Source organism: Streptomyces sp. NPDC002306, from assembly GCF_053593435.1.
The window spans coordinates 307,415-331,175 of sequence record NZ_JBSFCK010000007.1 but is presented as its reverse complement, the minus strand read 5'-3'; the positions used below and the strand labels follow the sequence as shown (position 1 = coordinate 331,175).

Annotated in this window: 18 protein-coding genes; 13 read left to right on the top strand and 5 right to left on the bottom strand. The window is 71.5% G+C overall.

Going from position 1 to position 23,761, the window contains the following annotated elements; genetic code table 11:
* Positions 1-62: 62 nt before the first annotated feature.
* From ACWCQK_RS17290 to ACWCQK_RS17255, 8 genes are all read left to right on the top strand, one after another.
* The gene (locus ACWCQK_RS17290; RefSeq protein WP_451155981.1) at positions 63-431 is read left to right on the top strand and encodes an arsenate reductase family protein; all 369 of its coding nucleotides are present in this window, start codon (positions 63-65) and stop codon (positions 429-431) included.
* 122 nt (positions 432-553) lie between these two features.
* Entirely contained in the window at positions 554-1,264 is a 711-nt protein-coding gene (locus ACWCQK_RS17285) for a hypothetical protein (RefSeq protein ID WP_451155980.1), read from the top strand.
* A gap of 477 nt (positions 1,265-1,741) precedes the next feature.
* Positions 1,742-2,779, top strand: a complete 1,038-nt coding sequence (gene glnII / locus ACWCQK_RS17280) for a glutamine synthetase (protein WP_451155979.1) — start codon at positions 1,742-1,744, stop codon at positions 2,777-2,779.
* Between the two features lie 420 nt (positions 2,780-3,199).
* Positions 3,200-3,787, top strand: coding sequence for a winged helix-turn-helix domain-containing protein (locus tag ACWCQK_RS17275; RefSeq protein ID WP_451155978.1), 588 nt, complete (start codon positions 3,200-3,202; stop codon positions 3,785-3,787).
* Between the two features lie 110 nt (positions 3,788-3,897).
* On the top strand, positions 3,898-4,917 hold the full coding sequence (locus ACWCQK_RS17270) for an SDR family oxidoreductase (RefSeq protein WP_451155977.1): 1,020 nt from the start codon (positions 3,898-3,900) through the stop codon (positions 4,915-4,917).
* Positions 4,918-4,969: 52 nt separating this feature from the next.
* Positions 4,970-6,256, top strand: a complete 1,287-nt coding sequence (locus ACWCQK_RS17265) for a sensor histidine kinase (RefSeq protein ID WP_451155976.1) — start codon at positions 4,970-4,972, stop codon at positions 6,254-6,256.
* Positions 6,241-6,894, top strand: coding sequence for a LuxR C-terminal-related transcriptional regulator (locus tag ACWCQK_RS17260; protein WP_451155975.1), 654 nt, complete (start codon positions 6,241-6,243; stop codon positions 6,892-6,894). The genes ACWCQK_RS17265 and ACWCQK_RS17260 overlap by 16 nt, the downstream gene beginning before the upstream one ends.
* 171 nt (positions 6,895-7,065) lie before the next feature.
* Positions 7,066-8,637, top strand: a complete 1,572-nt coding sequence (locus ACWCQK_RS17255; protein WP_451155974.1) for a DUF1996 domain-containing protein — start codon at positions 7,066-7,068, stop codon at positions 8,635-8,637.
* A 94-nt stretch (positions 8,638-8,731) separates the two neighbouring features.
* On the opposite strand, the gene ACWCQK_RS17250 is transcribed toward ACWCQK_RS17255, so the two are convergent.
* Positions 8,732-9,139 carry a hypothetical protein gene (locus ACWCQK_RS17250; RefSeq protein WP_451155973.1) on the bottom strand — a complete coding sequence of 136 codons (408 nt, stop codon included), beginning with the start codon at positions 9,137-9,139 and terminating at the stop codon, positions 8,732-8,734.
* Positions 9,140-9,260: 121 nt separating this feature from the next.
* Here ACWCQK_RS17250 and ACWCQK_RS17245 point away from each other — a divergent pair, with 121 nt between their 5' ends.
* The 5 genes from ACWCQK_RS17245 (at position 9,261) to ACWCQK_RS17225 (ending at position 14,619) form a co-directional block, all read left to right on the top strand.
* Positions 9,261-9,761 (top strand): tetratricopeptide repeat protein, encoded by a 501-nt coding sequence (locus tag ACWCQK_RS17245; RefSeq protein WP_451155972.1) that lies wholly within the window; start codon positions 9,261-9,263, stop codon positions 9,759-9,761.
* A gap of 129 nt (positions 9,762-9,890) precedes the next feature.
* Positions 9,891-11,804, top strand: coding sequence for a hypothetical protein (locus ACWCQK_RS17240; RefSeq protein ID WP_451155971.1), 1,914 nt, complete (start codon positions 9,891-9,893; stop codon positions 11,802-11,804).
* Positions 11,805-11,870: 66 nt separating this feature from the next.
* Positions 11,871-12,785 (top strand): metal-dependent hydrolase, encoded by a 915-nt coding sequence (locus tag ACWCQK_RS17235; RefSeq protein ID WP_451155970.1) that lies wholly within the window; start codon positions 11,871-11,873, stop codon positions 12,783-12,785.
* Positions 12,785-13,846 (top strand): PDR/VanB family oxidoreductase, encoded by a 1,062-nt coding sequence (locus ACWCQK_RS17230; RefSeq protein ID WP_451155969.1) that lies wholly within the window; start codon positions 12,785-12,787, stop codon positions 13,844-13,846. Before ACWCQK_RS17235 ends, ACWCQK_RS17230 begins: the two co-directional genes overlap by 1 nt.
* A 56-nt stretch (positions 13,847-13,902) precedes the next feature.
* On the top strand, positions 13,903-14,619 hold the full coding sequence (locus ACWCQK_RS17225; protein WP_451155968.1) for a TetR/AcrR family transcriptional regulator: 717 nt from the start codon (positions 13,903-13,905) through the stop codon (positions 14,617-14,619).
* Positions 14,620-14,628: 9 nt separating this feature from the next.
* On the opposite strand, the gene ACWCQK_RS17220 is transcribed toward ACWCQK_RS17225, so the two are convergent.
* The 4 genes from ACWCQK_RS17220 to ACWCQK_RS17205 form a co-directional block, all read right to left on the bottom strand.
* Complete coding sequence (locus tag ACWCQK_RS17220; RefSeq protein ID WP_451155967.1) at positions 14,629-14,985, bottom strand: 5-carboxymethyl-2-hydroxymuconate Delta-isomerase; 357 nt, start codon at positions 14,983-14,985, stop codon at positions 14,629-14,631.
* Between the two features lie 29 nt (positions 14,986-15,014).
* Positions 15,015-16,640 carry a SpoIIE family protein phosphatase gene (locus tag ACWCQK_RS17215; RefSeq protein ID WP_451155966.1) on the bottom strand — a complete coding sequence of 542 codons (1,626 nt, stop codon included), beginning with the start codon at positions 16,638-16,640 and terminating at the stop codon, positions 15,015-15,017.
* A gap of 77 nt (positions 16,641-16,717) precedes the next feature.
* On the bottom strand, positions 16,718-22,129 hold the full coding sequence (gene pulA / locus ACWCQK_RS17210; protein ID WP_451155965.1) for a pullulanase-type alpha-1,6-glucosidase: 5,412 nt from the start codon (positions 22,127-22,129) through the stop codon (positions 16,718-16,720).
* Between the two features lie 238 nt (positions 22,130-22,367).
* Complete coding sequence (locus ACWCQK_RS17205) at positions 22,368-23,744, bottom strand: alpha-amylase (RefSeq protein ID WP_451155964.1); 1,377 nt, start codon at positions 23,742-23,744, stop codon at positions 22,368-22,370.
* Between the last annotated feature and the right edge of the window lie 17 nt (positions 23,745-23,761).

Below are 23,761 nucleotides of genomic sequence, written 5' to 3'. Positions count from 1 at the left end.
CAAGGGCTTTCGGGGGCACAGTGACGCCTGAGGAACACGGGTTTTCGCGTACCGTGGGCGCCATGGAAATCTGGATCAATCCGGCCTGCTCCAAGTGCCGCGGCGCCGTCGCGCTGCTCGACGCCGAGGGCGCCGACTACACCGTCCGCCGCTATCTGGAGGACGTGCCGACGCGGGACGAGATCAGCGCCGTACTCGACCGTCTCGGCCTCGAGCCGTGGGACATCACGCGCACCCAGGAGGCCGCCGTCGAGGAGCTCGGCCTGAAGGAGTGGGCGCGGGAGCCCGGTTCGCGCGAGCGTTGGATCCGGGCGCTCGCCGAGCATCCGAAGCTCATCCAGCGTCCGATCATCACCGCGGACGACGGCACGGCGGTGGTGGCCCGCACCGACGAGGCCGTCCGGGACGCCATGTCCCGCACCGGATCGTGAACCCGCACGTCAACTGCGCTGTGACACAGGTTACTTGGGTGACTCCTGTAACCCACTGAGCAACTTCGTTCGGCATCTCGTACATAGCGGCGTACGCACCCCTACCTCTCAGGATGGCGCGCATGTCACGCAGGAAAACACTCAGCACGAAGAAGAAGCTCGCGGTGCTGGTCAGCGCAGCGGCGGTGGCGGGAGGGGGCGCCTTCGTCATGGCGAGCACCTCGAACGCCTCCCAGTCCCCCAAGACCCTGTCCGCGGGGAACTCGACCGTCTGTCTGGGACTGGCCACCGCCATCGGCAACAACCAGTCCTTCATCGACGGTCAACGGGCCAACCCGGACGCGCAGTCCGCGGCCCGGATCGCCAATCGCGAGGCGGTCATCGCGCAGATCAAGGTGCAGCAGAAGGCGTCCGGTTGTGCGGTTGGGGAATCGGCTCAGGGCTCCCAGACCACTCAGCCGGTTCAGACCGCTCCCGCACAGACCGCCCCCGCGGGTAACGCCGGTAACGCCGGTAACGCCGGTAACGCCGGTAACGCCGGTAACGCGGGAAACACCGGCAACAACGCCGGTGGTGCCGCTTCCGGTCAGCAGGTGTGCAACGGCTCGACGGTCACCCTCTCCGGAGAGGCCGGCGCTCCGGCCGCGTCCAGCAACCAGTTCCCGGCGGGCACCAAGCTGAAGGTCACCAACCTGGACAACAACAAGTCCACGACGGTGCAGGTCACCGGGGTCTCCGGCAGCTGTGCCCTGCTCAACAACGCGGCCTTCGAACAGGTCCGTGAGCCCGGCAAGTTCCTGATCCGCCGGGCACTGATCGAGAAGGTGGGGTGAGGCCCGACGCGGGACAAGATCCTTGAGGTGGCACCCCGGCCCGGGGACGCGGCACAGCGCGGCGTCCGACCGGACGTCCGGACGGGTTCGCCCCCTCGTACGTGTCACCGGTCCTGCTGCTCCCGGCCAGGGGCAGCAGGACCGGCATGTCCGGGTCCGGTACCGCGTCGGCCTGCCCGCGCGAGCGCCGCTCACACCCATCGCATACGAGCCGGCCCACCGGCCCGGCCCGCCGGCCCTTCTCGCCCGTCCTCGCGACCGCGACCGGCGACCGCGACCGGCGACCCGCCGCGGAACGGGCCCGCGCACACCGTGAACCGCGCCACAGCAGGCCCGGTAACACGGGGTTCACAGTCGGGCAATGATCGGGAAATCGCCTGTTGACAGGCTTGCGCGCATCAGGTGCGGCGCCCCGGTGCCGCAGCACCGCAGCACCCGCAAGTGCGCCTAGAGACCCACCCCCGAAGGATGTGGCCCGTGACCTTCAAGGCTGAGTACATCTGGATCGACGGCACCCAGCCGACGGCCAAGCTCCGTTCGAAGACGAAGATACTGGCGGACTCCGACAAGTCGGCGCAGGCTGCGGAACTGCCGATCTGGGGCTTCGACGGGTCCTCCACGAACCAGGCCGAGGGCCACGCCTCGGACCGCGTGCTCAAGCCGGTCTTCACCTGCCCCGACCCGATCCGCGGCGGCGACGACGTGCTCGTCCTGTGCGAGGTCCTCGACATCGACATGACGCCGCACGAGTCCAACACGCGTGCCGCGCTCACCGAGGTCGCCGAGAAGTTCGCCGGCCAGGAGCCGATCTTCGGCATCGAGCAGGAGTACACGTTCTTCGACGGTCCGCGCCCGCTGGGCTTCCCCGAGGGCGGCTTCCCCGCTCCCCAGGGCGGCTACTACTGCGGTGTCGGCGCCGACGAGATCTTCGGCCGCGAGATCGTCGAGGCCCACCTGGAGAACTGCCTGCAGGCGGGCCTGGGCATCTCCGGCATCAACGCCGAGGTCATGCCCGGCCAGTGGGAGTTCCAGGTCGGCCCGCTGTCCCCGCTGGAGGTCTCCGACCAGCTGTGGGTGGCCCGCTGGCTGCTCTACCGCACCGCCGAGGACTTCGGCGTCTCCGCCACCCTCGACCCCAAGCCGGTCAAGGGCGACTGGAACGGCGCGGGCGCGCACACCAACTTCTCCACCAAGGCGATGCGCGAGGGCTACGACGCGATCATCACCGCGTGCGAGTCGCTGGGCGAGGGCTCCAAGCCGCTCGACCACGTCAAGAACTACGGCGCCGGCATCGACGACCGGCTGACCGGTCTGCACGAGACCGCCCCCTGGAACGAGTACTCCTACGGGGTGTCGGACCGTGGCGCCTCGGTCCGTATCCCCTGGCAGGTCGAGAAGGACGGCAAGGGCTACATCGAGGACCGCCGCCCGAACGCCAACGTCGACCCGTACCTGGTGACGCGTCTGATCGTCGACACCTGCTGCACCGCGCTGGAGAAGGCCGGCCAGGTCTGATCCCCCGCCCACCCGTGAAGGGGCGTCCACCGATCCGGTGGGCGCCCCTTCGCGTCGGCCGCGTCGGCCGCGTCGCCCTGTCGTCCAGCGGGCACGCGCAGCGCGGCCGTGTGGCGCGAAGGCGTCCGGTCCTTGAGAGGAGTCTCCTGCCGGGCTCCGGCTTCTGCTTCAATGGGTTCATGGCCAGCTTCAGGAAGTGCACCGCGACGGGTCGCCATGACCTCGAGCCCTTCTGGCCTTCCCGTCAGCACCACGACTTCGACCGGGTGTGTTGCCGCGCGATGAACGCGCCGGCCCTCTAAAGCCGTACACCCCGGCCTTCGGCCAGCGCGCACGACGTACGTCCTCGGCGGACCCGACCACGAACTCGCGGTCGTCGAGCTTCCCGACGAACTTCTCGCGCGAAAGAGCTGATCTCTCATGGCGACCACTCGTTCCTTCTCCCCCGTCGCGACGACCGCCACCACCTCCCCCTCCCCCGGGCGGCACCGACTGCGTGCCGTCGACCGGGACGAGGTGGTGGACGTAGCCGGCCTCCTGCCGCCGGGTGCCACCTGGCTGCCCGCGCCGCAGCACACCCTGCCCGTCCTGCCCGGCCATCCGCCGATGATCGGCTACCTGGTGCTCGTCCCGGCCGACCAGCAGCCGCCGTTCCTGCCGGTGGCGGTGCCCGACCCGGCGCAGGCCGAGGAGCAGGCCGCCCCGGCCGGGGGCGAGCCGGTGGTACGCGTCGATCCCGTGCAGCGCACCGTCGCGGTGAGCGGGCGGGCGCTCGACCTCACATACCTGGAGTTCGAGCTGCTCGCGCACCTGGTCGCGCACCCTCACCGGGTGCACACCCGCGACCAGTTGGTCACCACGGTGTGGGGCTACGGCCACGTGGGCGACGGCCGTACCGTCGACGTCCACATCGCCCGGCTGCGGCGCAAGCTGGGCGCGGAGTACCGCGGCTCGATCCAGACGATCCGCCGCGTCGGCTACAAGTACTCCCCGCCGCTCACCCACTGAGCCCCCCACTCGCCCCTCCGCGCTCTCCGTCGTCTACCGCCCGCCGCCCGCCGTCTGCCGACAGCAGACGGGGGTTCCCCGCCGGGGCAGGACCGGGCAGAGTCACCGGCATGAGACTTCTGGTGCTGGGTGGTACGGAGTTCGTGGGGCGGGCCGTGGCCGAGGCGGCGCTCGGACGCGGCTGGGAGGTGACGGTGTTCAACCGGGGGCGGCACGCGGCCGTCCCCGGCGCCCGCTCCCTGGTCGGCGACCGCACCGCGCCCGACGGGCTCGCCGCCCTCGCGGACGGCGAGTGGGACGCCGTCGTCGACACCTGGTCCGCGGCACCGCGCGCGGTACGGGACACGGCGCGGCTGCTGCGGGACCGCGTTCGGCGCTACGTGTATGTGTCGAGCTGCTCGGTGTACGCGTGGGCGCCGCCCGCCGGGTACGCCGAGGACGCGCCCCTGGTCGAGGATGCCTCGGCCGACGCGGAGCGGACCGACTACGCGCGCGACAAACGGGGCGGTGAGCTGGCCGCGGTGGCGGAGTTCGGGGCCGAGCGGTCGGTGCTGGTGCGGTGCGGGCTGATCCTCGGCCCGTACGAGAACATCGGCCGGCTGCCCTGGTGGCTCACCCGGATGGCGCGGGGCGGGCCCGTCCTCGCGCCCGGGCCGCGGGATCTCGGGCTCCAGTACGTCGACGTCCGTGACCTCGCCGCGTGGGTGCTCGAAGCGGTCGAACGGGAGTCGAGCGGCCCGTACAACCTGGTGAGCGAGCAGGGTCAGGCCACCATGGGCGAGTTCCTCGACGCGTGCGCGGAGGTCACCGGCGGGTCGGCCGAACTGCGGTGGACCGAGCCGGACGTCGTCCTCGGCGCGGGCATCGAGCCGTGGACGCAGTTGCCGGTGTGGGTGCCGCCGGACAGCGAGCTGCACGGCGCCGTGTACCGCGTGGACGTCTCCCGGGCGCTGGCCACGGGCCTGGTGTGCCGGCCGGTCACCGAGACCGTGGCCGACACCTGGAAGTGGCTGCGGGACATCGGCGGCACCGCGCCCCTGCGTCCGGACCGCAGCTTCACGGGGCTCGATCCGGCGGTGGAGGCCAAGGTGCTGGCGGCCGGTACGGGTGTACCTGGCACCACCCCCTGAGCGGGGGCCTCGGCCCAGTGACCGCCGTCCGGCGGTCCACGAGACTGACGCCATGGACATCGACACGAAGAAGGACGCGGGGCGTCAGCGACTGCGGGACGTCACGCTCGCCGCGGTCCGGGGGCTCGTGCTGGCCCTGGCGATGCTCCCGGTCGCGGTGTTGTGCTTCACGCTCGCCTTGGTCTCCCTCGCACTCGTTCCGATCGGCGTCGGCCTGGTCACCACCCCCTGGATACTCGGTGGCGTACGGGACTTCGCGGACGTGCGGCGCAGGCTCGCGGCGAAGTGGTGCGGGGTGCACATACCGTCGGCGTACCGGCCGCCGCCGGAGAAGACCGATCCGTGGACGCGTACCTTCGCGCTGTTGCGGGATCCCGCGACCTGGCGGGACCTGCGCTGGCTGCCGGTCGACATGACGGCGGGGTTCGTGACCGCGCTGGCGCCCGCCGTCCTGCTGCTCTATCCCCTGGAGGGGTTCGCGCTGGCCGCCGGGCTGTGGCGGACCATGACGGGCGGCCCGTACGGCGAGTACGGCCCCTACTGGTACGGCTTCGTGCCGGTCAGCGACCAGACGACCGCCTTCGGAGCCGCCGCGCTGGCCGCCGTCCTGCTGGTCCTCGCCCACCGGTTCACCCCCCGGCTGCTGACCGCCCACTTCCGGCTCACCCGGGCCGTCCTCGCTCCCGGTCCCGCCGAACTGGCCGAGCGGGTCCGCGTCCTGACCGAGACCCGGCGGGACGCCGTGGACACCTCGGCCGCCGAACTGCGCCGCATCGAACGTGACCTGCACGACGGGGCGCAGGCCCGGCTGGTGGCGATGGGCATGGACCTGGGAACCATCGAGATGCTCCTGGACAAGAACCCGGAGAAGGCGAAGCTGCTGCTGGCGCAGGCCCGGCAGTCCTCCGCGGACGCGCTCGCCGAACTGCGCGACCTGGTGCGGGGCATTCATCCGCCGGTGCTGGCGGAGCGCGGGCTGGGCGACGCCGTACGGGCGCTGGCGCTGCGGTTGCCGATCGCGACGGAGGTGACGGTGGAGCCGGGCGGCCGGGCGGACGCTCCCGTGGAGTCGGCCGCGTACTTCGCCGTCAGCGAGGTCCTCACCAACGCCGTCAAGCACGCGGACGCCGACCGTGTCTGGGTGGACCTGCACCACGCCGACGGCATGCTGCGGATCTCGGTCACGGACAACGGCCGGGGCGGTGCCGCGATCGGGGCCGGCTCGGGCCTGACCGGGGTCGAACGACGGCTCGGTACATTCGACGGCGTCCTGGCCGTCAGCTCTCCCGCGGGCGGTCCCACCATGGTGACCATGGAGATCCCGTGCGAGTTGTCCTAGCCGAGGACCTGTTCCTGCTGCGTGACGGACTGGTCCGACTGCTGGAGGCCTACGACTTCGAGATCGCCGCCGCCGTCGAGTCCGGCCCCGAGCTGGACCGGGCGCTGGCCGAAGCGCGCCCCGACGTCGCGATGGTGGACGTACGCCTGCCGCCGACGCACACCGACGAGGGCCTCCAGTGCGCGCTGCGGGCCCGTCGGGACCGGCCCGGCCTGCCGGTGCTGGTCCTCTCGCAGCATGTGGAGCAGCTGTACGCGCGTGAGCTGCTCGCCGACGGCACCGGCGGGGTCGGCTATCTGCTCAAGGACCGGGTGTTCGACGCTGACCAGTTCGTGGACGCCGTACGACGGGTGGCGGCCGGCGGTACGGCGATGGACCCGCAGGTGATCCAGCAGCTGCTGGCGCGGCGGACGTCGGAGGACCGGCCGCTGGGGCGGCTGACCCCGCGGGAGCGGGAGGTGCTGGAGCTGATGGCACAGGGGCGGACCAACGCGGCGATCGCCGGCAAGCTGGTGGTGACGGAACGGGCGATCGCCAAACATACCGCCAACATCTTCGCCAAACTGGGACTCGAGGTGTCGGACGATGACAACCGTCGCGTCCTGGCGGTGCTCGCCTATCTGGACCAGGACCGCTGATCATCACAACCCGAGTGGCTGATGCGGGAGTTGGGGAGGGATTGTGTCCCGGCTCTCTCATCAATTTCTGAGACGTTTGAACACCCGTGGGACCGCCTCCGTATGGATGGGAGCCGCTTCACTCCTGTCGGGCGCCTCGAAGCTGCCCCTCAAGGAAGTCAGAGGAGTTCCATGGGACGCAATACACGTAAACGCCGTACGCCGTTGGCCAACAAGGCCATTGCAGCATCGGCGGCCCTAGCGCTCGGTGGGGGCGGGCTGATCTGGGCGAACTTCTACGCTTCGGCGCATGAGTCGAACAACAGCAACGGCTGGAACCAGACGAAGGCCGCCGCAGCTCAGGTCGCCACGGTCTCCTGCCCGGACATCGGTCAGAAGCTGACGGACGTGCCGGCCCAGGCCCGCGCCGACGTCGACGGCGAACTGGCCAACCTGGACCGCCAGATCACCGAGGCCTACCAGCGCCTGGCCACCACCCGCGACGCGCAGGCCAAGGATGCGAGTTTCGTTCAGAACTCCATCCTCCAGCCGCTCAAGGAGCGCCGGGCGAACATCATCGACCGGATCAAGCTGGAGATCACCAGGGTCGGCGGCACCACGCCCGCCGGTCTGGAGACCCTCGCCTCCTGCACCGCGACTCCCGCCAGCCAGACCAACGCGGGCGGCCAGAACGGCGGTCAGCAGAACAACGGCGGCCAGAACAACGGCCAGCAGAACGGCGGCCAGAACAATGGCGGCCAGAACAACAACGGCAACACCGCGAGCCCCAGCGCGGCCCCCGGCAACGGCCAGAACGGCGGTCAGACGGGCAACGGCGGTCAGGCCGGCAACGGCCCGAACGCGGCCGACTTCGTGGACATCACGAAGGTCAAGGCGAACGTCGCCGCCAAGCCCCGCAACAACCGCCAGGCGTCGACCGGTACGTTCGTCACCAAGTGCGGTGTCAACGCCAACGGCAACCACAACACGGACAACGTGATCGTGGCGCCCGGCGTGACCAACGGCGCGCACCACCTGCACGACTACGTGGGCAACCAGTCGAACGACGCCTTCGCGAACAACGACAAGTTCGCGGCGGCCGAGTCGACCTGCCAGAACCAGCAGGACAAGTCGTCGTACTACTGGCCGGTGATCCGTCTCCAGAACGGGACGCAGGACTTCGACCAGAACAACGACGGTGGTGGCAAGGAAGGCAACGTCGGCAAGATCCTCGTCCCCAAGCAGGCGGAGATCAAGTTCGTCGGCAGCCCGAAGGCCAAGGTCGTCGCGATGCCGCAGTTCCTGCGCATCATCACCGGTGACGCGAAGACCACCACCAACGGTCTGGCGAACGCCAACGCGCACTGGAGCTGCACCGGCTTCGAGAACAAGGTGCAGCTCACGCAGCAGTACCCGATCTGCCCGAGGGGCAGCAGCGTGGTGCGTACGTTCGCCTTCCAGAGCTGCTGGGACGGCCAGAACGTCGACAGCGCCAACCACCGCACGCACGTCGCCTTCGCCGACGCCAACGGCAACTGCGCCAATGGCTTCAAGGCGATCCCCCAGCTGACGATGCGCCTGGTGTACAACGTTCCGGCCCCGGTCCTGCAGAACGGACAGGTCAAGAACCCCTACGCGGTGGACGGCTTCCCGGAGCAGCTCCACAAGGCGGCGACCGATCACGACGACTTCATCAACGTGATGACGGGGAACCTGAACAACAAGATCGCCAACTGCATCAACCGGGGTCAGCGCTGCCAGTGACGGCAGCGGGCTAGCCCGACACGAAGAGAACCGGCGGTGGGAGATTCCCACCGCCGGTTCTTTTCGCGTGCCGTACGCGCCGTCCGCCGTCAGTTCAGTGACCGGTGTGCGCCGCGTGGTCGGTGCCCTGCTCGATGTCCCCGCCGAGCGTGGTGCGCAGCGCCGCCACGGTGCTGTCCTCGCCGACGGCCACCCACTTGCGGCCGACCAGGTAGTGGCCGCCGTAGTCCTTGGCCGAGTTGATCCACTCGCGCTGGCCGCGGTCGGTGGCGAAGGTCGCCAGGATGAACTTGCCGTCGGAGTTCTTGCACACCGCCTGGCGGATCTCGTCGGCGTCCGTCTGCATGTCCGGCGCGCACTTCACCTCGGCTGCCAGGTGTTCCAGGCTGCCGGTCGCCGTCACCGGCACCGCCGCCTTCGTGTCGGAGCCGGAGCCGCAGCCCGCCAGCGACAGCACCGCCACGGCGGCGGCCGCCGCGAGCATCGGTCGGGTCACCTTCATCTGTCCTCCCTGCAAGAGCCTCGTCCTGGATACGGCTCCGGCGCGCGGCACACTCAAACCGGGTGCGAGTGGCCCAGAATTCCACGTGCCACTGTAGGCACACACGTGCGAGGGTGGGCCGGTGAACCAAGACTGGGAAGATCGCGTGACCGCCGCCTGGGCGACCTTCGACGACTACGCCGAGGAGGACGCGGCCGCTTTCCGGTCCGTGATCGACGCGCTCGTCGCCGAACTGCCGAAGGACAGCCCGCTGGGGCCGTTCGAGCAGGCCTGCGCCTGGGACTCGACGGGGCACTCCGACCGGGCGGTTCCGCTGTACCGGGAGGCGCTGGCGCGCGGCCTCGACGGCTACAAGGGCCGGCGTACCAAGATCCAGCTGTCGAGCTCCCTGCGGAACGTGGGCCGGGCGCAGGAGGGCGTCGAGCTGCTGACACCCGAACTGGACGCCCCCTCGGACCCGTTGGACGACGCGGTGCGCGCCTGTCTCGCGCTGTGCCTGTCCAGCCTCGGCCGGGACCGCGAGGGACTCTCCCTCGTCCTGGGCGCCCTGGCCCCCCACCTGCCGCGCTACCAGCGGTCGATGACGAACTACGCGCGAGCGCTGGTCGACCCGGCGGACTGACCCGGCGGACCGGCGGACGGACCCGGCGGGCTGCGAGACGCCCGCGAGGCGGCCCGCTCCACCGACGGCTCGGCACACGGCTCGCCCGGATGGCGGTGACCAACCACCGATTCGCTCGTTCTGCTGAACGTGCAGTCACAGCATGTCGCCCCGCGCCCCACACCGTCCGCCACCGACGTCGACGTCGAGCAGGCCGAGGCCGCGCTCGTCGAGCACTACCCACGGCTCGTCCGGCTCGCCTATCTGGTGCTGCCGCCGGGCCTGGGCCGGGGCCGGCGCGTCCTGACCGCGCACGCCCTGACCCAGCGCGCGCTGCCCGGCAAACGCGCGTCGGCGCCCGCCATCCCGGCCCAGTCGACCGGCCGGGACGGCGACCCGGGCTACGCCTTCGTCCGGCTCCAGGTGGTGCGCACGGCGCTGGAAGCCGGGCTGCCGCTGCGCCGCCTGGCCTGGCCGAAGCGCTCCCAGCTGCCGCCGCTGCTGCCCCACGTGTGGGGTCTGCGCCTTTTCCCGCGCTCGGGCGGCGCCGACGAACTCGCCCTGGACCAGCGGCTCTCGGCCCTGTCGGGGCCGGCCCGTGCCGCGCATGTGCTGCGCGGTCTGGAGAAGCTCCCCGACGGCGATGTGCGCAGGGTGCTCACGGCGGCGGGCGTGAGCGACCCGGACGCCGCGCTGCGCGAGGCCGACACCGTGCCCGCGCCGTACGCACTGCTCGACTCCCCCGAGTTCGACCCCTGCGCGCTCCAGGCCCGGCCGACCGACCTGATGCGCCGCCGCCAGCACTCCCGGGCCGCGCTCGCCGCGGCCGCCGCGCTCGCGGTGTGCGGCGCCCTGGTGGCCCTGCCGGGCGACGGCTGGGGGCCCGACGGCGCCGCCGCCCCGGCGTACGCGCAGAACCCGGCGGCCGAGGCGGCCCTGGACCCGGGCAAGCTGCTCCGCGTCGCCCCCCTGGCCTGGGAGTCGTCCGCACGCACCGACTTCTCCGTGTGGCCCGCGCGCGGCGACCTCACCGGCGACACCGCCCTGCTGCGCCGCGCCCTCGCGGTCTGGGCCCGTCCCGGCGAGAGCGTCCAGGTCTCCGTCACTCCCGGCACCCCCTCCGGCGGCCCGGCCGGACCGCCCCAGCTGCTGTACGCGGGAACCGTCGACAGCGCGCGCGTGGTGATCCTGTACGACGGTCTGCGCATCGCCCGCTACGCCGAGCCGAAGGACGGCACGCGGGGCGCCGCCCTCGACTTCGCCCGGGTCGACGGCGCGACGGCCGCCGAGGCGGGCGCGGTGGTGCTCGGCCGGACCGACGGCAACGTGCGCTATCTGACCGCGCCGTGGGTGCGCAAGGCGGCGGAGCGGGACCTGATGAAGCCCGGCGCCGGGGTGATGGACCTGGACCTGACCGGCGGGATCACCGCGCCGCTGGCCAGCCCGGCCGTCCGTACCGGCGACTGCACCTCCTGGAACGTGCTCCAGCTGACCGACGGGTCCGGCTCCCGGCTGCTGACGGACCTCGGCGAACTGGTGCCGGCCCGGCTGACCTCGGGCCGGCCGACCGCGCCCCGCGAGGTGAGCGGCGCGGGGGCGCTGCGCACCTGGGCGCCGTTCGCGTGCTCGCTGGCCGACGCGCGCGGCCAGGGCGTACGGTCGGTGAACGCCTGGAAGTACGCGGAGCAGTCGCTGCCGGACGCGAACGGTTCGGCCACCTGGGTGTGCACGCGGGCCGAGACCTGGCGCGGCGGCGGTCCTCGGGTGCTGGCGCAGTTCCACACCCCGGGCGGGAAGTACGGGGCGGTCGCGGCGAAGGCGGAGAACGTGTCGGCGTGCGGCGAGCGTGATCCGCACGTGCTGGCGGGTGTGCTGTGGAAGGCGGAGTCCGGGTCCTGGTACCTGCTGGCGGCCGGGAGCCGGGACACCGCGTCGATCCGTGCGACGGGCGGGGTGCGGGCGACCGCCCGGGGCAGTCTGCTGGCGGCGCGCACCGAGGAAGGGGCGCAGGCCGGGCTCAAGGGAACGCTGGACGACGGGCGGTCGATCAGCGCGCTGCGCTGAGCCGGGCGGCGAAAGAAGTACGCCACGAGGGTTCCACCCGGGCATACCCGTCAGTACATTGACGCCATGTCTAACAAGCAGGCCCGGGTGCCCCGTCCGGTCGAGGACGAGCGGATCCCGCTCAAGGCGCGCCACGTGTCCTTCTCCTGGGAGGCCACCCCGCTGCACTGGGTGCCGGGTGACCCGTTCACCACGCACACCATCAACGTGCTGCACCTGCTGCTGCCCGCGGGCGAGCGGTGGTTCGTGCACGTCTACAAGCAGGTGCTGCCGTACATCCGGGACGAGCGGCTGCGCGAGGACGTCATCGGGTTCATCGGGCAGGAGGCGATGCACTCCCAGGCCCACGACGAGGTGCTGCCGCGTCTGCGGGAACTGGGGCTCGACCCGACGCCGTACACCGCACAGGTCGACTGGCTCTTCGAGAAGCTGCTCGGCGACCGCACGCTGCCGCCGGGCCGGGCCCGCAGGTGGTGGCTGCTGGAGCGGGTCGCGCTGATCGCCGCGATCGAGCACTACACGGCGTTCCTGGGCGACTGGGTGCTGAACGCCGAGGAGCTGGACCGGCGCGGCGCCGATCCGACCATGCTGGACCTGCTGCGCTGGCACGGCGCCGAGGAGGTCGAGCACCGGTCCGTCGCCTTCGAGCTGTTCCAGCACCTCGACGGCGGCTACCGGCGGCGCGCGCGGACCTGGGCGACCGCGTTCACGGCACTGGTGTTCCTCTGGCAGCGCGGGACGCGCTTCTTCATGGCGAACGACCCGACGCTCGTGGACGGCAGGGCCACCTTCAAGGATTTCCGCGTCCGCGGCCGCAGCGGTGTCCTGCCCTCGGCCGGCGCCATGGCCCGGTCCATCCCGCGCTATCTGAGCCGCGACTACCACCCCTCGCAGGAGGGCAGCACCGCGCAGGCCGTCGCCTACCTGGCCGGCTCCCCCGCCGCCCGCGCCGCGCTCGCCGCCGAGAAGGGTTCCGCCTGATGCCGAAGCTGCGGACCGTAGCGGTCCTCGCCGGCACGGCGCTGCTCGCCCGGCGGGCGCTGCGCCGCCGGATCCAGGTCTCGCCGCTGTGGCCGCTGCCCGCCCTGGAGCGGCCGGTCTCCGGACGGCCGCGGTCGCGGGCGCTGCGGCTGTCGGTCACCTCCCGCGAGACGGTCGCCGACGGGGTCGTACGCCTGCGCCTTCAGGGGCGGCGGTTGCCGCGCTGGGAGCCGGGCGCGCATCTCGACCTGGTGCTGCCTTCCGGGCTGGTGCGGCAGTACTCGCTGTGCGGCGACCCGGCGGACACCTCGTCGTACAACGTGGCCGTGCGGCTGGCCGAGGACGGACGGGGCGGTTCGCGCGAGGTGCACGCGGGGGTGCGGGTGGGGACGGAGCTGGAGGTGCGGGGGCCGCGCAACCGGTTCGCGCTGGTCGAGGCGGAGTCGTACGTCTTCGTCGCGGGCGGCATCGGGATCACCCCCGTCCTGCCGATGCTGCGGGCGCTCCCGCCGGGAGCTCGGTGGCGGCTGCTGTACGGGGGCCGTACGCGCGCCTCGATGCCGTTCCTGGAGGAGATCGGGGAGATCACGCGTGGGTTCGGCGCGGACCGGGTCACCGTCGTCGCCGAGGACGAGGACGGGCTGCCCGATCTCGACGCGCTGTTCGCGGACCTGCCGGCGGGTGCCGCCGTCTACTGCTGCGGGCCCGAGGGGCTGATGGAGGCGGTCGCCGCACGGCTGCCGGCCGGGGCCACGCTCCATCTGGAGCGGTTCGCGCCGGGCGGTTCCACCGGCGGCGACGGCCCCTTCGAGCTCGAACTCAGGCGCAGTGGGCGGACGTTGACGGTCCCGGCGGCCACCACCGTGCTGGCCGCCGTGCGCGCCGAGCTGCCGGGCACCGCGTACTCGTGCGAGCAGGGCTTCTGCGGGACCTGCCAACAGCGGGTGCTGGAGGGTGAGATCGACCACCGGGACGCGCTGCTGACGGACGCGGAGCGCGCCGACTCGATGCTCATCTGCGTCTCGCGGGCAAAAAGTGAGCGACTTGTGTTGGATCTGTGAACACGTGCGGCACGTCCGGTCCGTTCGGTTCCGGTTCGGGTCGGTAAGGTGTTCGTATGACTACCGGGGTTCGCCGCAGAATGGGAGTCGACGAGCGTCGGCAGCAGTTGATCGGTGTCGCCCTGGAACTGTTCAGCCGCCGCTCGCCCGACGAGGTCTCCATCGACGAGATAGCGGCCGCCGCCGGCATCTCCCGACCGCTCGTCTACCACTACTTCCCCGGCAAACTCAGCCTCTACGAAGCCGCGTTGAAGCGTGCCTCGGAGGATCTGGCCGGCCGGTTCGCCGAACCGCACGAGGGTCCGCTCGGAGCGCGGCTGCTGCGGGTGATGCGCCGGTACTTCGATTTCGTGGAGGAGCACGGCCCCGGCTTCTCGGCCCTCATGCGCGGCGGCCCCGCGGTCCCCGCGGGTGAATCCCGCCCGATGAGCCACGTCTCGGCCACCAACGCGCTCATCGACTCCGTTCGCCAGGCCGCCTACGAGCACATCCTCGCGCATCTGGGGGTCACGGACCCGCCCGCGCGGCTGGAGCTGGTGATCCGCTCCTGGATCTCGCTCGCCGAGTCGACCGCGCTGATCTGGCTGGACGGCCGGCGTATCGCGCGGGCCGAACTGGAGATCCAGCTCGTGCACGACTTCGCCGCGCTGACCGCCGTGAGCGCCGCGTTCGACGACGAGATGCGCGCGCTGCTGCGGCCGATGCTCGAGAGCGAACCGGCCGACGGCCCCTTCAGCGACCTGGCCGCCCGGCTGATCGCGCTCGCGTCCTGAGGGACGCGCTCAGCTCTCGTACTTCCGGTACGACGGGTCGAGGTCGCGGACCTCGGCGGAGGCGTGCAGGACGACTCCGTCGACGGGCTTCACGTGCCGGCGCAGCAGGTCGAGCGCGGTCTCGGTGAGCCGGGCCTTCGTCTCCTCGGTGCGGCCGGCCAGCAGGCCGATGTGGATGTGCACGACGGCATGCCCCTCGGTGTCCGGGCCGACCACGTCGTCCTCGGTCCGGCGGAACCGCGTCTTGCACGCCGGCTGCTTCGCGGCCGCGATCTCGACCGTGGCGGTGTGCAGCGCCCGCGCGAAGCCGGGCCGGTCGAAGCCGTCGGCCAGCCGTGCCGAGTAGTCGACGGTGATCTGCGGCATGGGGAACTCCTGTTCTGGGGGGACAGGCTTCACCCTAACCGCAGGGCCAGCATCGCGATGTCGTCCTCCCGCTCCTGGCCGAAACAGTCCAGCAGCAGGTCACACAGGGTGTCGAGGCCGGGCGGGGTACCGGCCGCGGCGGTGCGCAGATGGCGCATGGAGGTCCCGAGGTCGGTGCCGCGGGTCTCGATCAGACCGTCGGTGATCATGAGCAGCCGGTCGGTGGGGCGCAGCACCACCTCGGTGGGGGCCGGCCGGTCCAGACCGAGCCCCAGCAGGGGCCCGGCGACGTCGACGTACTCGGCCCCGCCCTCGCCGCGCAGGATCAGCGGCGGGATGTGACCGGCGTTGGCGATGCGCAGCCGCCCGCTGTCCGGGTCGGCGAGGGCCAGGCAGACGGTGGCGGTGATGTCCGGGTGGTAGTGCTGGAGCATCCGGTCGAGCCGTCCGGCCAGCACGGCGGGGTCGCCGTCCTCGACGCAGTAGGCGCGCAGCGCGTGCCGGATCTCCACCATCACGGTGGCCGCGTCCAGCGAGTGTCCGACGACGTCGCCGACCGCGGTCAGCACCCCGGCGCCGGTGCGCAGCACGGCGTAGAAGTCGCCGCCGATCTCGGTGTCGTGCGACGCGGGTACGTAGCGGACCACCAGGTCGACGCCGGGCAGTTCGGGCAGGCGGTCCGGGCGGGGCAGGAAGCTGCGCTGGAGGGTGAGGGCGACATGGCGCTCCACCTGGTACCTGAGCAGGGGTTCGGCGGCGAGCGCGGTCGCCTGGGCGAGGCGGGCGAGCGGTCCGTCGCGCTCGGTGTCCGCGCCGTGGGCGGAGCGCGCCGGCGTGGCGATGCAGACCGGCGTACGCCGGCCCGGGGTCAGGGTCAGCACGAGCCGGGCGTCGTCGCGCACACCGGGCCGGAAGAAGCCGACCGGCCACAGCGGCGCGGGCACGACGACGCTCTGCACCCCGCCGCGTCCTTCCGCGATCCGCGGGAGCAGCCGCGCCACGGTCTCCTCCGCGTCCGCGCCCGGCAGTCCGAGGATGTCGAGGTCCCGGGACGTGCCCCGGTACAGCTCACCGTCCGGTCCGGCGACGAACACGACGGCCGGGGTGCCGGTGAGCCGGGCCGCGCCCTCGGCCGCCGCACCGGCCAGCTCCGTCGGGCCGCTCGCGCCCTGCACGGCGACGATCGCCTCGGACAGCAGGGTCAGCCGGTGGACCAGCGTCTGCGCGCCGGCGCCCCGGCGCGCCCCGCGCAGCGCGGCCCGGACCACGGCCTGGATCTCCTGGGGGTCGGCGGGCACGGTCAGATAGGCGTCCCCGCCCGCGTCCAGCCCGCGGCACCGGTCGCCGGGCGCCACCGCGGCGGCGGAGAAGTGCACCACGGGCAGGGCGGCCATCGGCGGGCGTGCCTTGACCTGGCGGCACAGTTCGAAGCCGCTCATGTCCGGCAGTCCCACGTCGACCAGCGCCACGTCGGGCAGGGTGCCCGAGCGCAGCCGTACGTCGAGTTCGACGAGCGCCTCCTCGCCGCTCGCCACGGGCACCACCCGGTGTCCGGCGCGGCGCAGCACCGCGCCCATGGCGTAGCGGCCGGCCGCCGTGTCGTCGACGACCAGCACGGTGGTGTCCGTCGTCTGCTGCTTGCCGTTCCCGTTCATGTGCCGACGCCCCTCAAGGGCAGGTGCGGATGGGGGCGGACCCGCGCCGGGCCTGCCCCCACCACGCTAGTGCGCCGTCACGCGGTCCGGGAGAACACCGCCACAGTGCGACCCGGAACGGCGAACGTGCCCGATTCCCGCTCGTAGCGCGCCGACTTGACGGTAGGGTCCGCGCCCGACGCCTGCGCCGGGTGCAGGCGGTAGCCCGTCCCGGCGAGCGCGCCGACGGTCTGCCGCTGGGTCGTGGGCGTCGCGTTGAACACGACGACCAGGTCGCCCAGCCGCATGGTGATCACCCCGGGCGTCTCGTCCTTCCCGGAGAGCGGGAAGGAGAGTTTCGACTGCACCTGCCCGGCGCTGCCGAGCGAGAACACCCGCTCGGTCGTACGGATCCGCAGCAGGTCCCGGTAGGCGGCCGAGGCTCCGGTGATCTGCGCGCAGCCCACGCTCACCGAGCTCAACAGGGGTTTGGCGTAGGGCCACTTGTCGGCGTTGTCGGCCGCCATCGGCAGGCCCCGGCCGAAGCCGTTGCCGTCGGCGCAGTTCCAGTGGACGGCGTTGAACCAGTCGCCGCTGTCGTAGGAGTTGCGGTCCAGCGACTTGGAGCGCAGCAGGTCGGAGCCCGCCTGGGACAGGGACGGCCCCTGGGAGAGGGCGGCCGTGGCCATCGCGAGGACCTGCATCCGGGCCCGGTCGGACGCGGAGGTGTCCTTCGGCAGCTTGAAGGCCAGGGCGTCGAACAGCGACTCGTTGTCGTGCGCGTCCACGTAGGCGAGGGCGTCGCCCGGCGCGTCCGCGTAGCCGGCGGGCGCGCCGTTGTAGTCGACTCCGGCGCCGGTGACGTCCTTGCCCGCGGTGTCCGTGAAGCGGTACCCGGCGAGGTTGCCGGTCAGGCCGACCTTGATCAGGTCCTGGTAGTGCAGGAGGCGGGCCTTCTGCTCGGCCGGTGTCCCGTTGCCGGTCGAGGAGTTGGGGTCGGTGTACAGGCCGGAGGCGAAGCCCTGTACGCCGGGGTCGGAGTCGAAGGGGCCGCCGCCGCGCACCGCGTCCCGGGCCCGGTCGGAGAAGGTGGCGACGCCCGTGCCGGCCATGTTCTTCTGCGTGGCCTGCACGAACCGGGCGTCGTCGGCGACCTCGCCGAAGTTCCAGCCCTCGCCGTAGAGGATGATCTTCTTGCCGTCGACGCCGTCCTTCGCGAGGGTCAGCGCGTCCAGCGCCTTGCGCACGGCGAGGATGTTGGCCTTCGGATGGTGGCCCATGAGGTCGAAGCGGAAGCCGTCGACCTTGTACTCCTTGGCCCAGGTGACGATCGAGTCGACGACGAGCTTGCCCATCATGGCGTTCTCGGTGGCCGTGTTGGCGCAGCAGGTGCTGTCGGCGACCGAGCCGTCGGCGAGCAGGCGCTGGTAGTAGCCCGGTACGACCTTGTCGAGCACGCTCGTGTCGGCCTGGCCCGCGGCCGCGGTGTGGTTGTAGACCACGTCCATCACGACCCGCAGCCCGTCGTCGTTGAGGGCCTTGACCATCCGGCGGAACTCGACCGTGCGGGCCGTGCCGTCGGGGTCGGTGGCGTACGAGCCCTCGGGGACCGTGTAGTGGTACGGGTCGTAGCCCCAGTTGTAGGCGTCCTTCGCGGCGATCTTCGCCACGCACTCCTGCTGCCGGTCGGAGTCGGCCGGGTAGGAGGCGAGGTCGCAGTCCGTGCTCGCCTGGTCGGACCTCTTCTCGGCGATGGTGGCGATGTCGAAGGCGGGCAGCAGGTGCACGTACGACGTGCCGGCCTTCGCCAGCGCGCGCAGGTGCCTGGAGCCGTCGCTGTCCTTGTCGGTGAAGGCGAGGTAGGTGCCGGGGTGCGCGGCCGTCGGGTCGGCGACGGAGAAGTCCCGGATGTGCAGCTCCTGGATCTGCGCGTCCTTCAGCGGTACCGCCTCGGGCTTGGTCAGGGTGGACCAGCCGCGGGGGGCGAGGGAGCGGTCGTCGAGGTCGACGACGAGGCTGCGCTCCGAGTTCGCGGTGAGGGCGACGGAGTAGGGGTCGGTGACCTGGTTGGTGACGATCTGCCGGACGCTGGGCGCCCAGACCTTGACGACGTACCGGTAGGGCTTGTTCTTCCAGGAGGCCGGACCGGTGACGGACCAGACGCCGGTGGTGTCGTCGCGCCGCATGGGAACGGTGGTGCCGTCGAGGTCGAGGCGGACGGACTGGGCCGTGGGGGCCCAGACGGACAGGGTGGGTCTGCCGTCGCGGAAGACCGGGCCGAGCTTCGCCCCGGTCGCGTCGTACAGGTCGTCGAGCGCGCCCGCGATCTGGACGCCGGTGGCGGACAGGACCGCGCCGTTCGCGGCGAGCTGGGAGGCGACGACCTGGCCGCGCAGCGCCTCGCGCACCCGGTCGCGGTCCCGGGGGTCGACGGACCAGGCGGTGTAGTCCTTCAGGTGCGGGAACTTCGCCTTCTGGGCGTCGGTGAGCGTGGTTCTCGTCAGCCGCAGCCAGCGCTCGTCGTCGCTGGTGAGGGCGCCGTCCCGGACGGCGATCGAGCCGTCGTGCGAGGAGCGCAGCTGGGTGGAGGCGGCCGCGTCGGAGCCGTTCCAGGCGACCGTGTACCGGTCGATCCAGACCGCCTTGGAGGTGGTCAGGTCGAGGGCGCCCGCGGAGCCCGCGGGCTGCGGCAGCAGGTACTTCTCCTGGCCGTTCAACAGCCACACCTCGTGGCCGTTCGCGGTGAGGTCCAGGGACTGGTCGGTGGCGAGATCCTTCTCGTCGCCCTTGTGGATGATGTAACTGAGGCTGCCGGCACCCTCGGTGAGCGGTACCTCGAAGACCGCGCCATAGGCGTCAGTCTTCACCGGCTTCAGGGGGTTCGACCAGTCGGTGGGGTGTGCGGCGCCCGTCCAGGTGTGCAGGCCCCAGCCGTCGTAGTTCCCGTCGGCGCGGTGGTAGTGCAGGACCGCCTTGGTCGTGTCCTGGTCGGGGTAGTCGGCCGTCGGCCTCTCGGTGCGGACGGTCTCCTTGCCCTGCTCGATCCAGATCTCACCCGTTCTGGTGACATCGATGGTGCGGTCGGCGGAGACGTCCTTGTCGCCGTCCTTGTCGATGACGAGGAAGCCGACGCCGGAGGCCCCGGGCCTGAGCTTGACGTAGGCGAAGGCGCCGTAGGCGTCGCGGCCGGTGAAGGGGTGGCTGTCGGGCCAGTTCGTGGCCTCGCCGTCGGCCAGGTCGCCCCAGGCGTACAGACCCCAGTCGGCGTAGTCGCCGTCGGTGCGCTTGTAGTGCACGACCGCGTAGTCGCGGGAGGAGGCGGTGGGGATCTCCGGGGCGGGCGGGGTGCCGGTGACCGAGGCGGCGGTGGCGCTCGCGGTGCGGCCGGCCGAGTCGACGACGACGGCCTTGTAGCGCAGCGCGGTGCCGGCCGGTACGTCCTCGCCGAGGGTCTGGGTGACCTTGTAGGGGGCGTGGTCGGCGGAGCCGAGGGTCCGCCACTTCCCGTTGCCGGTCTGGGCGGCGAAGACCACCCGGTTGAGGCGGCCGCCGTCGATGTCGGCGGTGAGCTCGACCGTGCCGGTGGCTCCGGCGGCCGGCGCCTCGATGGCGATCGTCGGCTTCGTCGCGGGCGGGGCGAGCCGGCCGGCCGCCTTGAGGACGATCGCGGAGCCGGCCGGGACGGTGACGGTGATCTTCTTGCCGGCGTCGGAGCGGACGGTGGCGTCGGTGCCGTACAGGCCCCGGAAGGTCATGCCGGCCGAGCCGGTGGCGAAGGTGGCCGTCCTCGCCTCGCCCGCGTTGTTGAGGGCGACGACGTATTCGGTGGTGTCCTTGCCGGTGCCGGTGCGGGAGAACGCGTAGACACCCGGTCCGTCGGCCGCGTAGCGCTGCTCCTGGACTCCGTCGGTGAGCGCCGGGTTGGCCTTGCGCAGCTTCGCGAGCGCGCTGATCTGCCGGTAGAGCGGTGCGCTCGGGTCGTAGGCGTCGGCGGCGTGGGTGCGGTCGGTGCCGAGTTCGTCGTCGTCGAGGTAGTCGGCGACGCGGGAGGCGAACATGGTCTGGCGGGCGTCCTTGTCGCCGCCCGCGCCGGTGAAGCCCTGCTCGTCGCCGTAGTAGACGACCGGGTTGCCGCGGCTGAGGAACATCAGCTCGTTGGCGAGCTCGTCCTTGCGCAGGAGTGCGGCGTCGCCGGCGCCCGGGTCGTCCTGCTTCAGGAAGTACCCGATCCGGCCCATGTCGTGGTTGCCGAGGAAGGTGACCTGCTCGTACGCGTTGGCCTTGTCGGTCGTGTACTTGTAGTCGTCGCCGAAGACGGCCGCGAGCTTCCGGGCGCTGCCGCCCTGGGAGGCGTACTGCCGGGCCGCCTCCTGGAAGGGGAAGTCGAGCGTGGCGTCGAGACGGCCCCGGGTGACGTAGGGGGACGTGATCGAGGTGTCGGCGGAGTAGACCTCGCCGAACATGAAGAAGTCGTCCCGGCCCTGCCGGGCCGCGTAGGCGTCCAGAGCGGTGGCCCACTGGGTCCAGAACTCCATGTCGACGTGCTTCACGGTGTCGATCCGGAAGCCGTCGACGTCGAAGTCCCCGACCCAGCGCTGGTAGATCTTCTCCATGCCCCGCACGACCTCGGGCCGTTCGGTCCACAGGTCGTCCAGGCCGGAGAAGTCGCCGTACGTGGTGGACTCGCCCGCGTACGTCGAGTCGCCCCGGTTGCTGTACATCGTCGGGTCGTTGAGCCAGGACGGGACCTTGACGTTCTTCTTCGCCGCGGGGACGACCGGGGTCCGGGGGAAGGAGTCCTCGTCGACGGCGGGGAACGCGTCGCCGGCGCCGGCGTGTTCGGCGTCGTCGAAGGGCTCGCCGTCCTCGGTCAGGTACGGGAAGGCGCCCTTGGAGAGGTAGCCGTAGGACTTCTCCTGATAGTCGACGACGTCCGCGGTGTGGTTGGTGATGACGTCGAAGAAGACCTTCATGCCCTTGGCGTGCGCCTTGGAGATGAGGGTCTGGAGGTCCTTGTTGCTGCCGAAGTGCGGGTCGACCTGGGTGAAGTCGGTGATCCAGTAACCGTGGTAGCCCGCCGAGGCGTCGGCGCCGGTGCCCTGCACGGGCTGGTTCTTGAAGATCGGGGCCATCCAGATGGCGGTGGTGCCCAGGCCCTTGATGTAGTCGAGCCGCTGTGTCAGACCCTTGAGGTCGCCGCCCTGGTAGAAGCCCTTGTCGGTGGGGTCGTAGCCGGTGCTGAGGCGTGAACCGGTCAGCCCGCCGCGGTCGTTGGCGGAGTCGCCGTTGGCGAAACGGTCCGGCATGACGAAGTAGAACTGCTCGCGGGTGTCGTCGTGCCGGGCGGGCGCGGCGGCGAGCTTCGCGTCGGACGGGGGCGGGGGCGGGGCGTCCGCGTGGGCGGCGAGGGGCTGGACCAGGGCTGCGGCGAGCGCGGCCACGGTGACGGCCACGATCCGTCTCGCATACGCGGTGCGGCGCGTCCGGGGCGCCGGCCATCTCGGTATCACAGGCGTGAACTCCTAGCGATTACGGCTCAAAAGGACCCGTCAGGGCCCTCACAGGGTCCGACCCCTGCGCCGCGGGACGGCTTCGTCGCCGGGCGCCGGCGCGACCGTATCGCTAACGAAAGGTTTACAGCAAGGGTCTTGAAACCCATGGAAAGAACTTTCACACCGGCGTTCAGGCGTGCCGCCGACCGGGCCGCCCGGCGCCGGGAAGGGCACCGGGCGCCCCGGTCGGGGCGGTTCAGCAGCTCGTCCTGCCGGAGTAGAGCGCCAGGGCCGTGTTGGCGCCCAGGGTGGCGGTGAACTGCCCGCCGGAGTTCACCGAGACCGTCGTGTTGTTCTGCACGTTGCAGTACGTGCCCGCCGGCAATGAGGTCTGGTAGGTGCGGGTCAGACCGCCGGACTCGTGGTTGATGGCCACATAGCCCTTGCTGCCCCGGCCGAAGGCGATCGCGTCGCCCCCGTTGTCCCACCAGTTCGTCACCGACTGGCCCCGGGTGGCGTTGCGGAAGGCGACCATGGACTTGATCTCGGGCCAGGCGTGCTGGCACTTCCAGCCGTTCTGCCAACAGGCGCTGACGGAACCGCCGTTGGGCGGACCGGCGTCCGCGTCGGACCACTCGTAGCCCGAGTTGATGTCGGGGGCGCCGTAGGGGTAGGCGAGCATGAAGACGTTGGCGAGGGTGTAGTTCGCGCCGTCCTTGTAGGTGAGGGTGCTGCCGTTGCGCTCGGTGTCGTGGTTGTCGACGAAGACACCGGCGACCGAGTTGCTCAGATAGCCCCAGCCCTCGCCGTAGTTCTTCAGGTACGCGAGGTTCTCGTTGTTGAAGACCCGCTTGAGGTCGTAGGCGTAGCGGAACTCCTGGACGTCTCCGTTGCCGGTGTACTCGGTGGGCTGGACCGCCTCGCCGGAACCGTAGATGACCTCCTGCTTCCAGTACACCGACGGGTTGCTCAGCCGGGACTTGATGTTGGCCAGGTCGGCCGCGTCGATGTGCTTGGCCGCGTCGATGCGGAATCCGTCGACGCCCAGGGTGAGCAGGTCGTTCAGGTAGCCGGCGATGGCCCTGCGGACGTAGTCCTCACCGGTGTCGAGGTCGGCGAGGCCGACCAGTTCGCAGTGCTGGACGTTCCAGCGGTCGCTGTAGTTGGAGACCTGGGCGGTGCAGTCGTCGAAGTCGAAGGAGGAGTACAGACCGGGGTAGTTGTACTTCGTGTACGACGAGCCGCCGGTGCCGGTGCCGCCGTTCGCCGCCATGTGGTTGACGACCGAGTCCGCCACGACCTTCACACCCGCCGCGTGGCAGGTGTTCACCATGTTCTGGAACGCCGTGCGATCGCCCAGCCGGCCCGCGATCCGGTAGCTGACGGGCTGGTACGACGTCCACCACTGCGAGCCCTGTATGTGCTCGGCGGGCGGGGAGACCTGGACGTAGCCGTACCCGGCCGGGCCGAGAGTGTTGGTGCACTCCTTCGCCACCGAGGCGAAGTTCCACTCGAAGAGGACGGCCGTGACGTCCTTGGTGCCGGGCGGGGCGGCCTGGGCGGTGCCGGGCGCCATGACGGCCGCCGCCGCGGCGAGGGCGAGCGCGCCCGAGACGGTTCTGCTAGTGGCCATGTGGGGGTTCCTTCTCC

What these genes read in the sequence shown, in the direction of transcription:
- ACWCQK_RS17290 (WP_451155981.1), top strand. Translation starts at nt 63, where the DNA reads ATGGAAATCTGGATCAATCCGGCCTGCTCCAAGTGCCGCGGCGCCGTC.
- ACWCQK_RS17285 (WP_451155980.1), top strand. Translation starts at nt 554, where the DNA reads ATGTCACGCAGGAAAACACTCAGCACGAAGAAGAAGCTCGCGGTGCTG.
- ACWCQK_RS17275 (WP_451155978.1), top strand. Translation starts at nt 3,200, where the DNA reads ATGGCGACCACTCGTTCCTTCTCCCCCGTCGCGACGACCGCCACCACC.
- ACWCQK_RS17270 (WP_451155977.1), top strand. Translation starts at nt 3,898, where the DNA reads ATGAGACTTCTGGTGCTGGGTGGTACGGAGTTCGTGGGGCGGGCCGTG.
- ACWCQK_RS17265 (WP_451155976.1), top strand. Translation starts at nt 4,970, where the DNA reads ATGGACATCGACACGAAGAAGGACGCGGGGCGTCAGCGACTGCGGGAC.
- ACWCQK_RS17255 (WP_451155974.1), top strand. Translation starts at nt 7,066, where the DNA reads ATGGGACGCAATACACGTAAACGCCGTACGCCGTTGGCCAACAAGGCC.
- ACWCQK_RS17250 (WP_451155973.1), bottom strand. Translation starts at nt 9,139, where the DNA reads ATGAAGGTGACCCGACCGATGCTCGCGGCGGCCGCCGCCGTGGCGGTG.
- ACWCQK_RS17235 (WP_451155970.1), top strand. Translation starts at nt 11,871, where the DNA reads ATGTCTAACAAGCAGGCCCGGGTGCCCCGTCCGGTCGAGGACGAGCGG.
- ACWCQK_RS17230 (WP_451155969.1), top strand. Translation starts at nt 12,785, where the DNA reads ATGCCGAAGCTGCGGACCGTAGCGGTCCTCGCCGGCACGGCGCTGCTC.
- ACWCQK_RS17225 (WP_451155968.1), top strand. Translation starts at nt 13,903, where the DNA reads ATGACTACCGGGGTTCGCCGCAGAATGGGAGTCGACGAGCGTCGGCAG.
- ACWCQK_RS17220 (WP_451155967.1), bottom strand. Translation starts at nt 14,985, where the DNA reads ATGCCGCAGATCACCGTCGACTACTCGGCACGGCTGGCCGACGGCTTC.
- ACWCQK_RS17215 (WP_451155966.1), bottom strand. Translation starts at nt 16,640, where the DNA reads ATGAACGGGAACGGCAAGCAGCAGACGACGGACACCACCGTGCTGGTC.
- ACWCQK_RS17205 (WP_451155964.1), bottom strand. Translation starts at nt 23,744, where the DNA reads ATGGCCACTAGCAGAACCGTCTCGGGCGCGCTCGCCCTCGCCGCGGCG.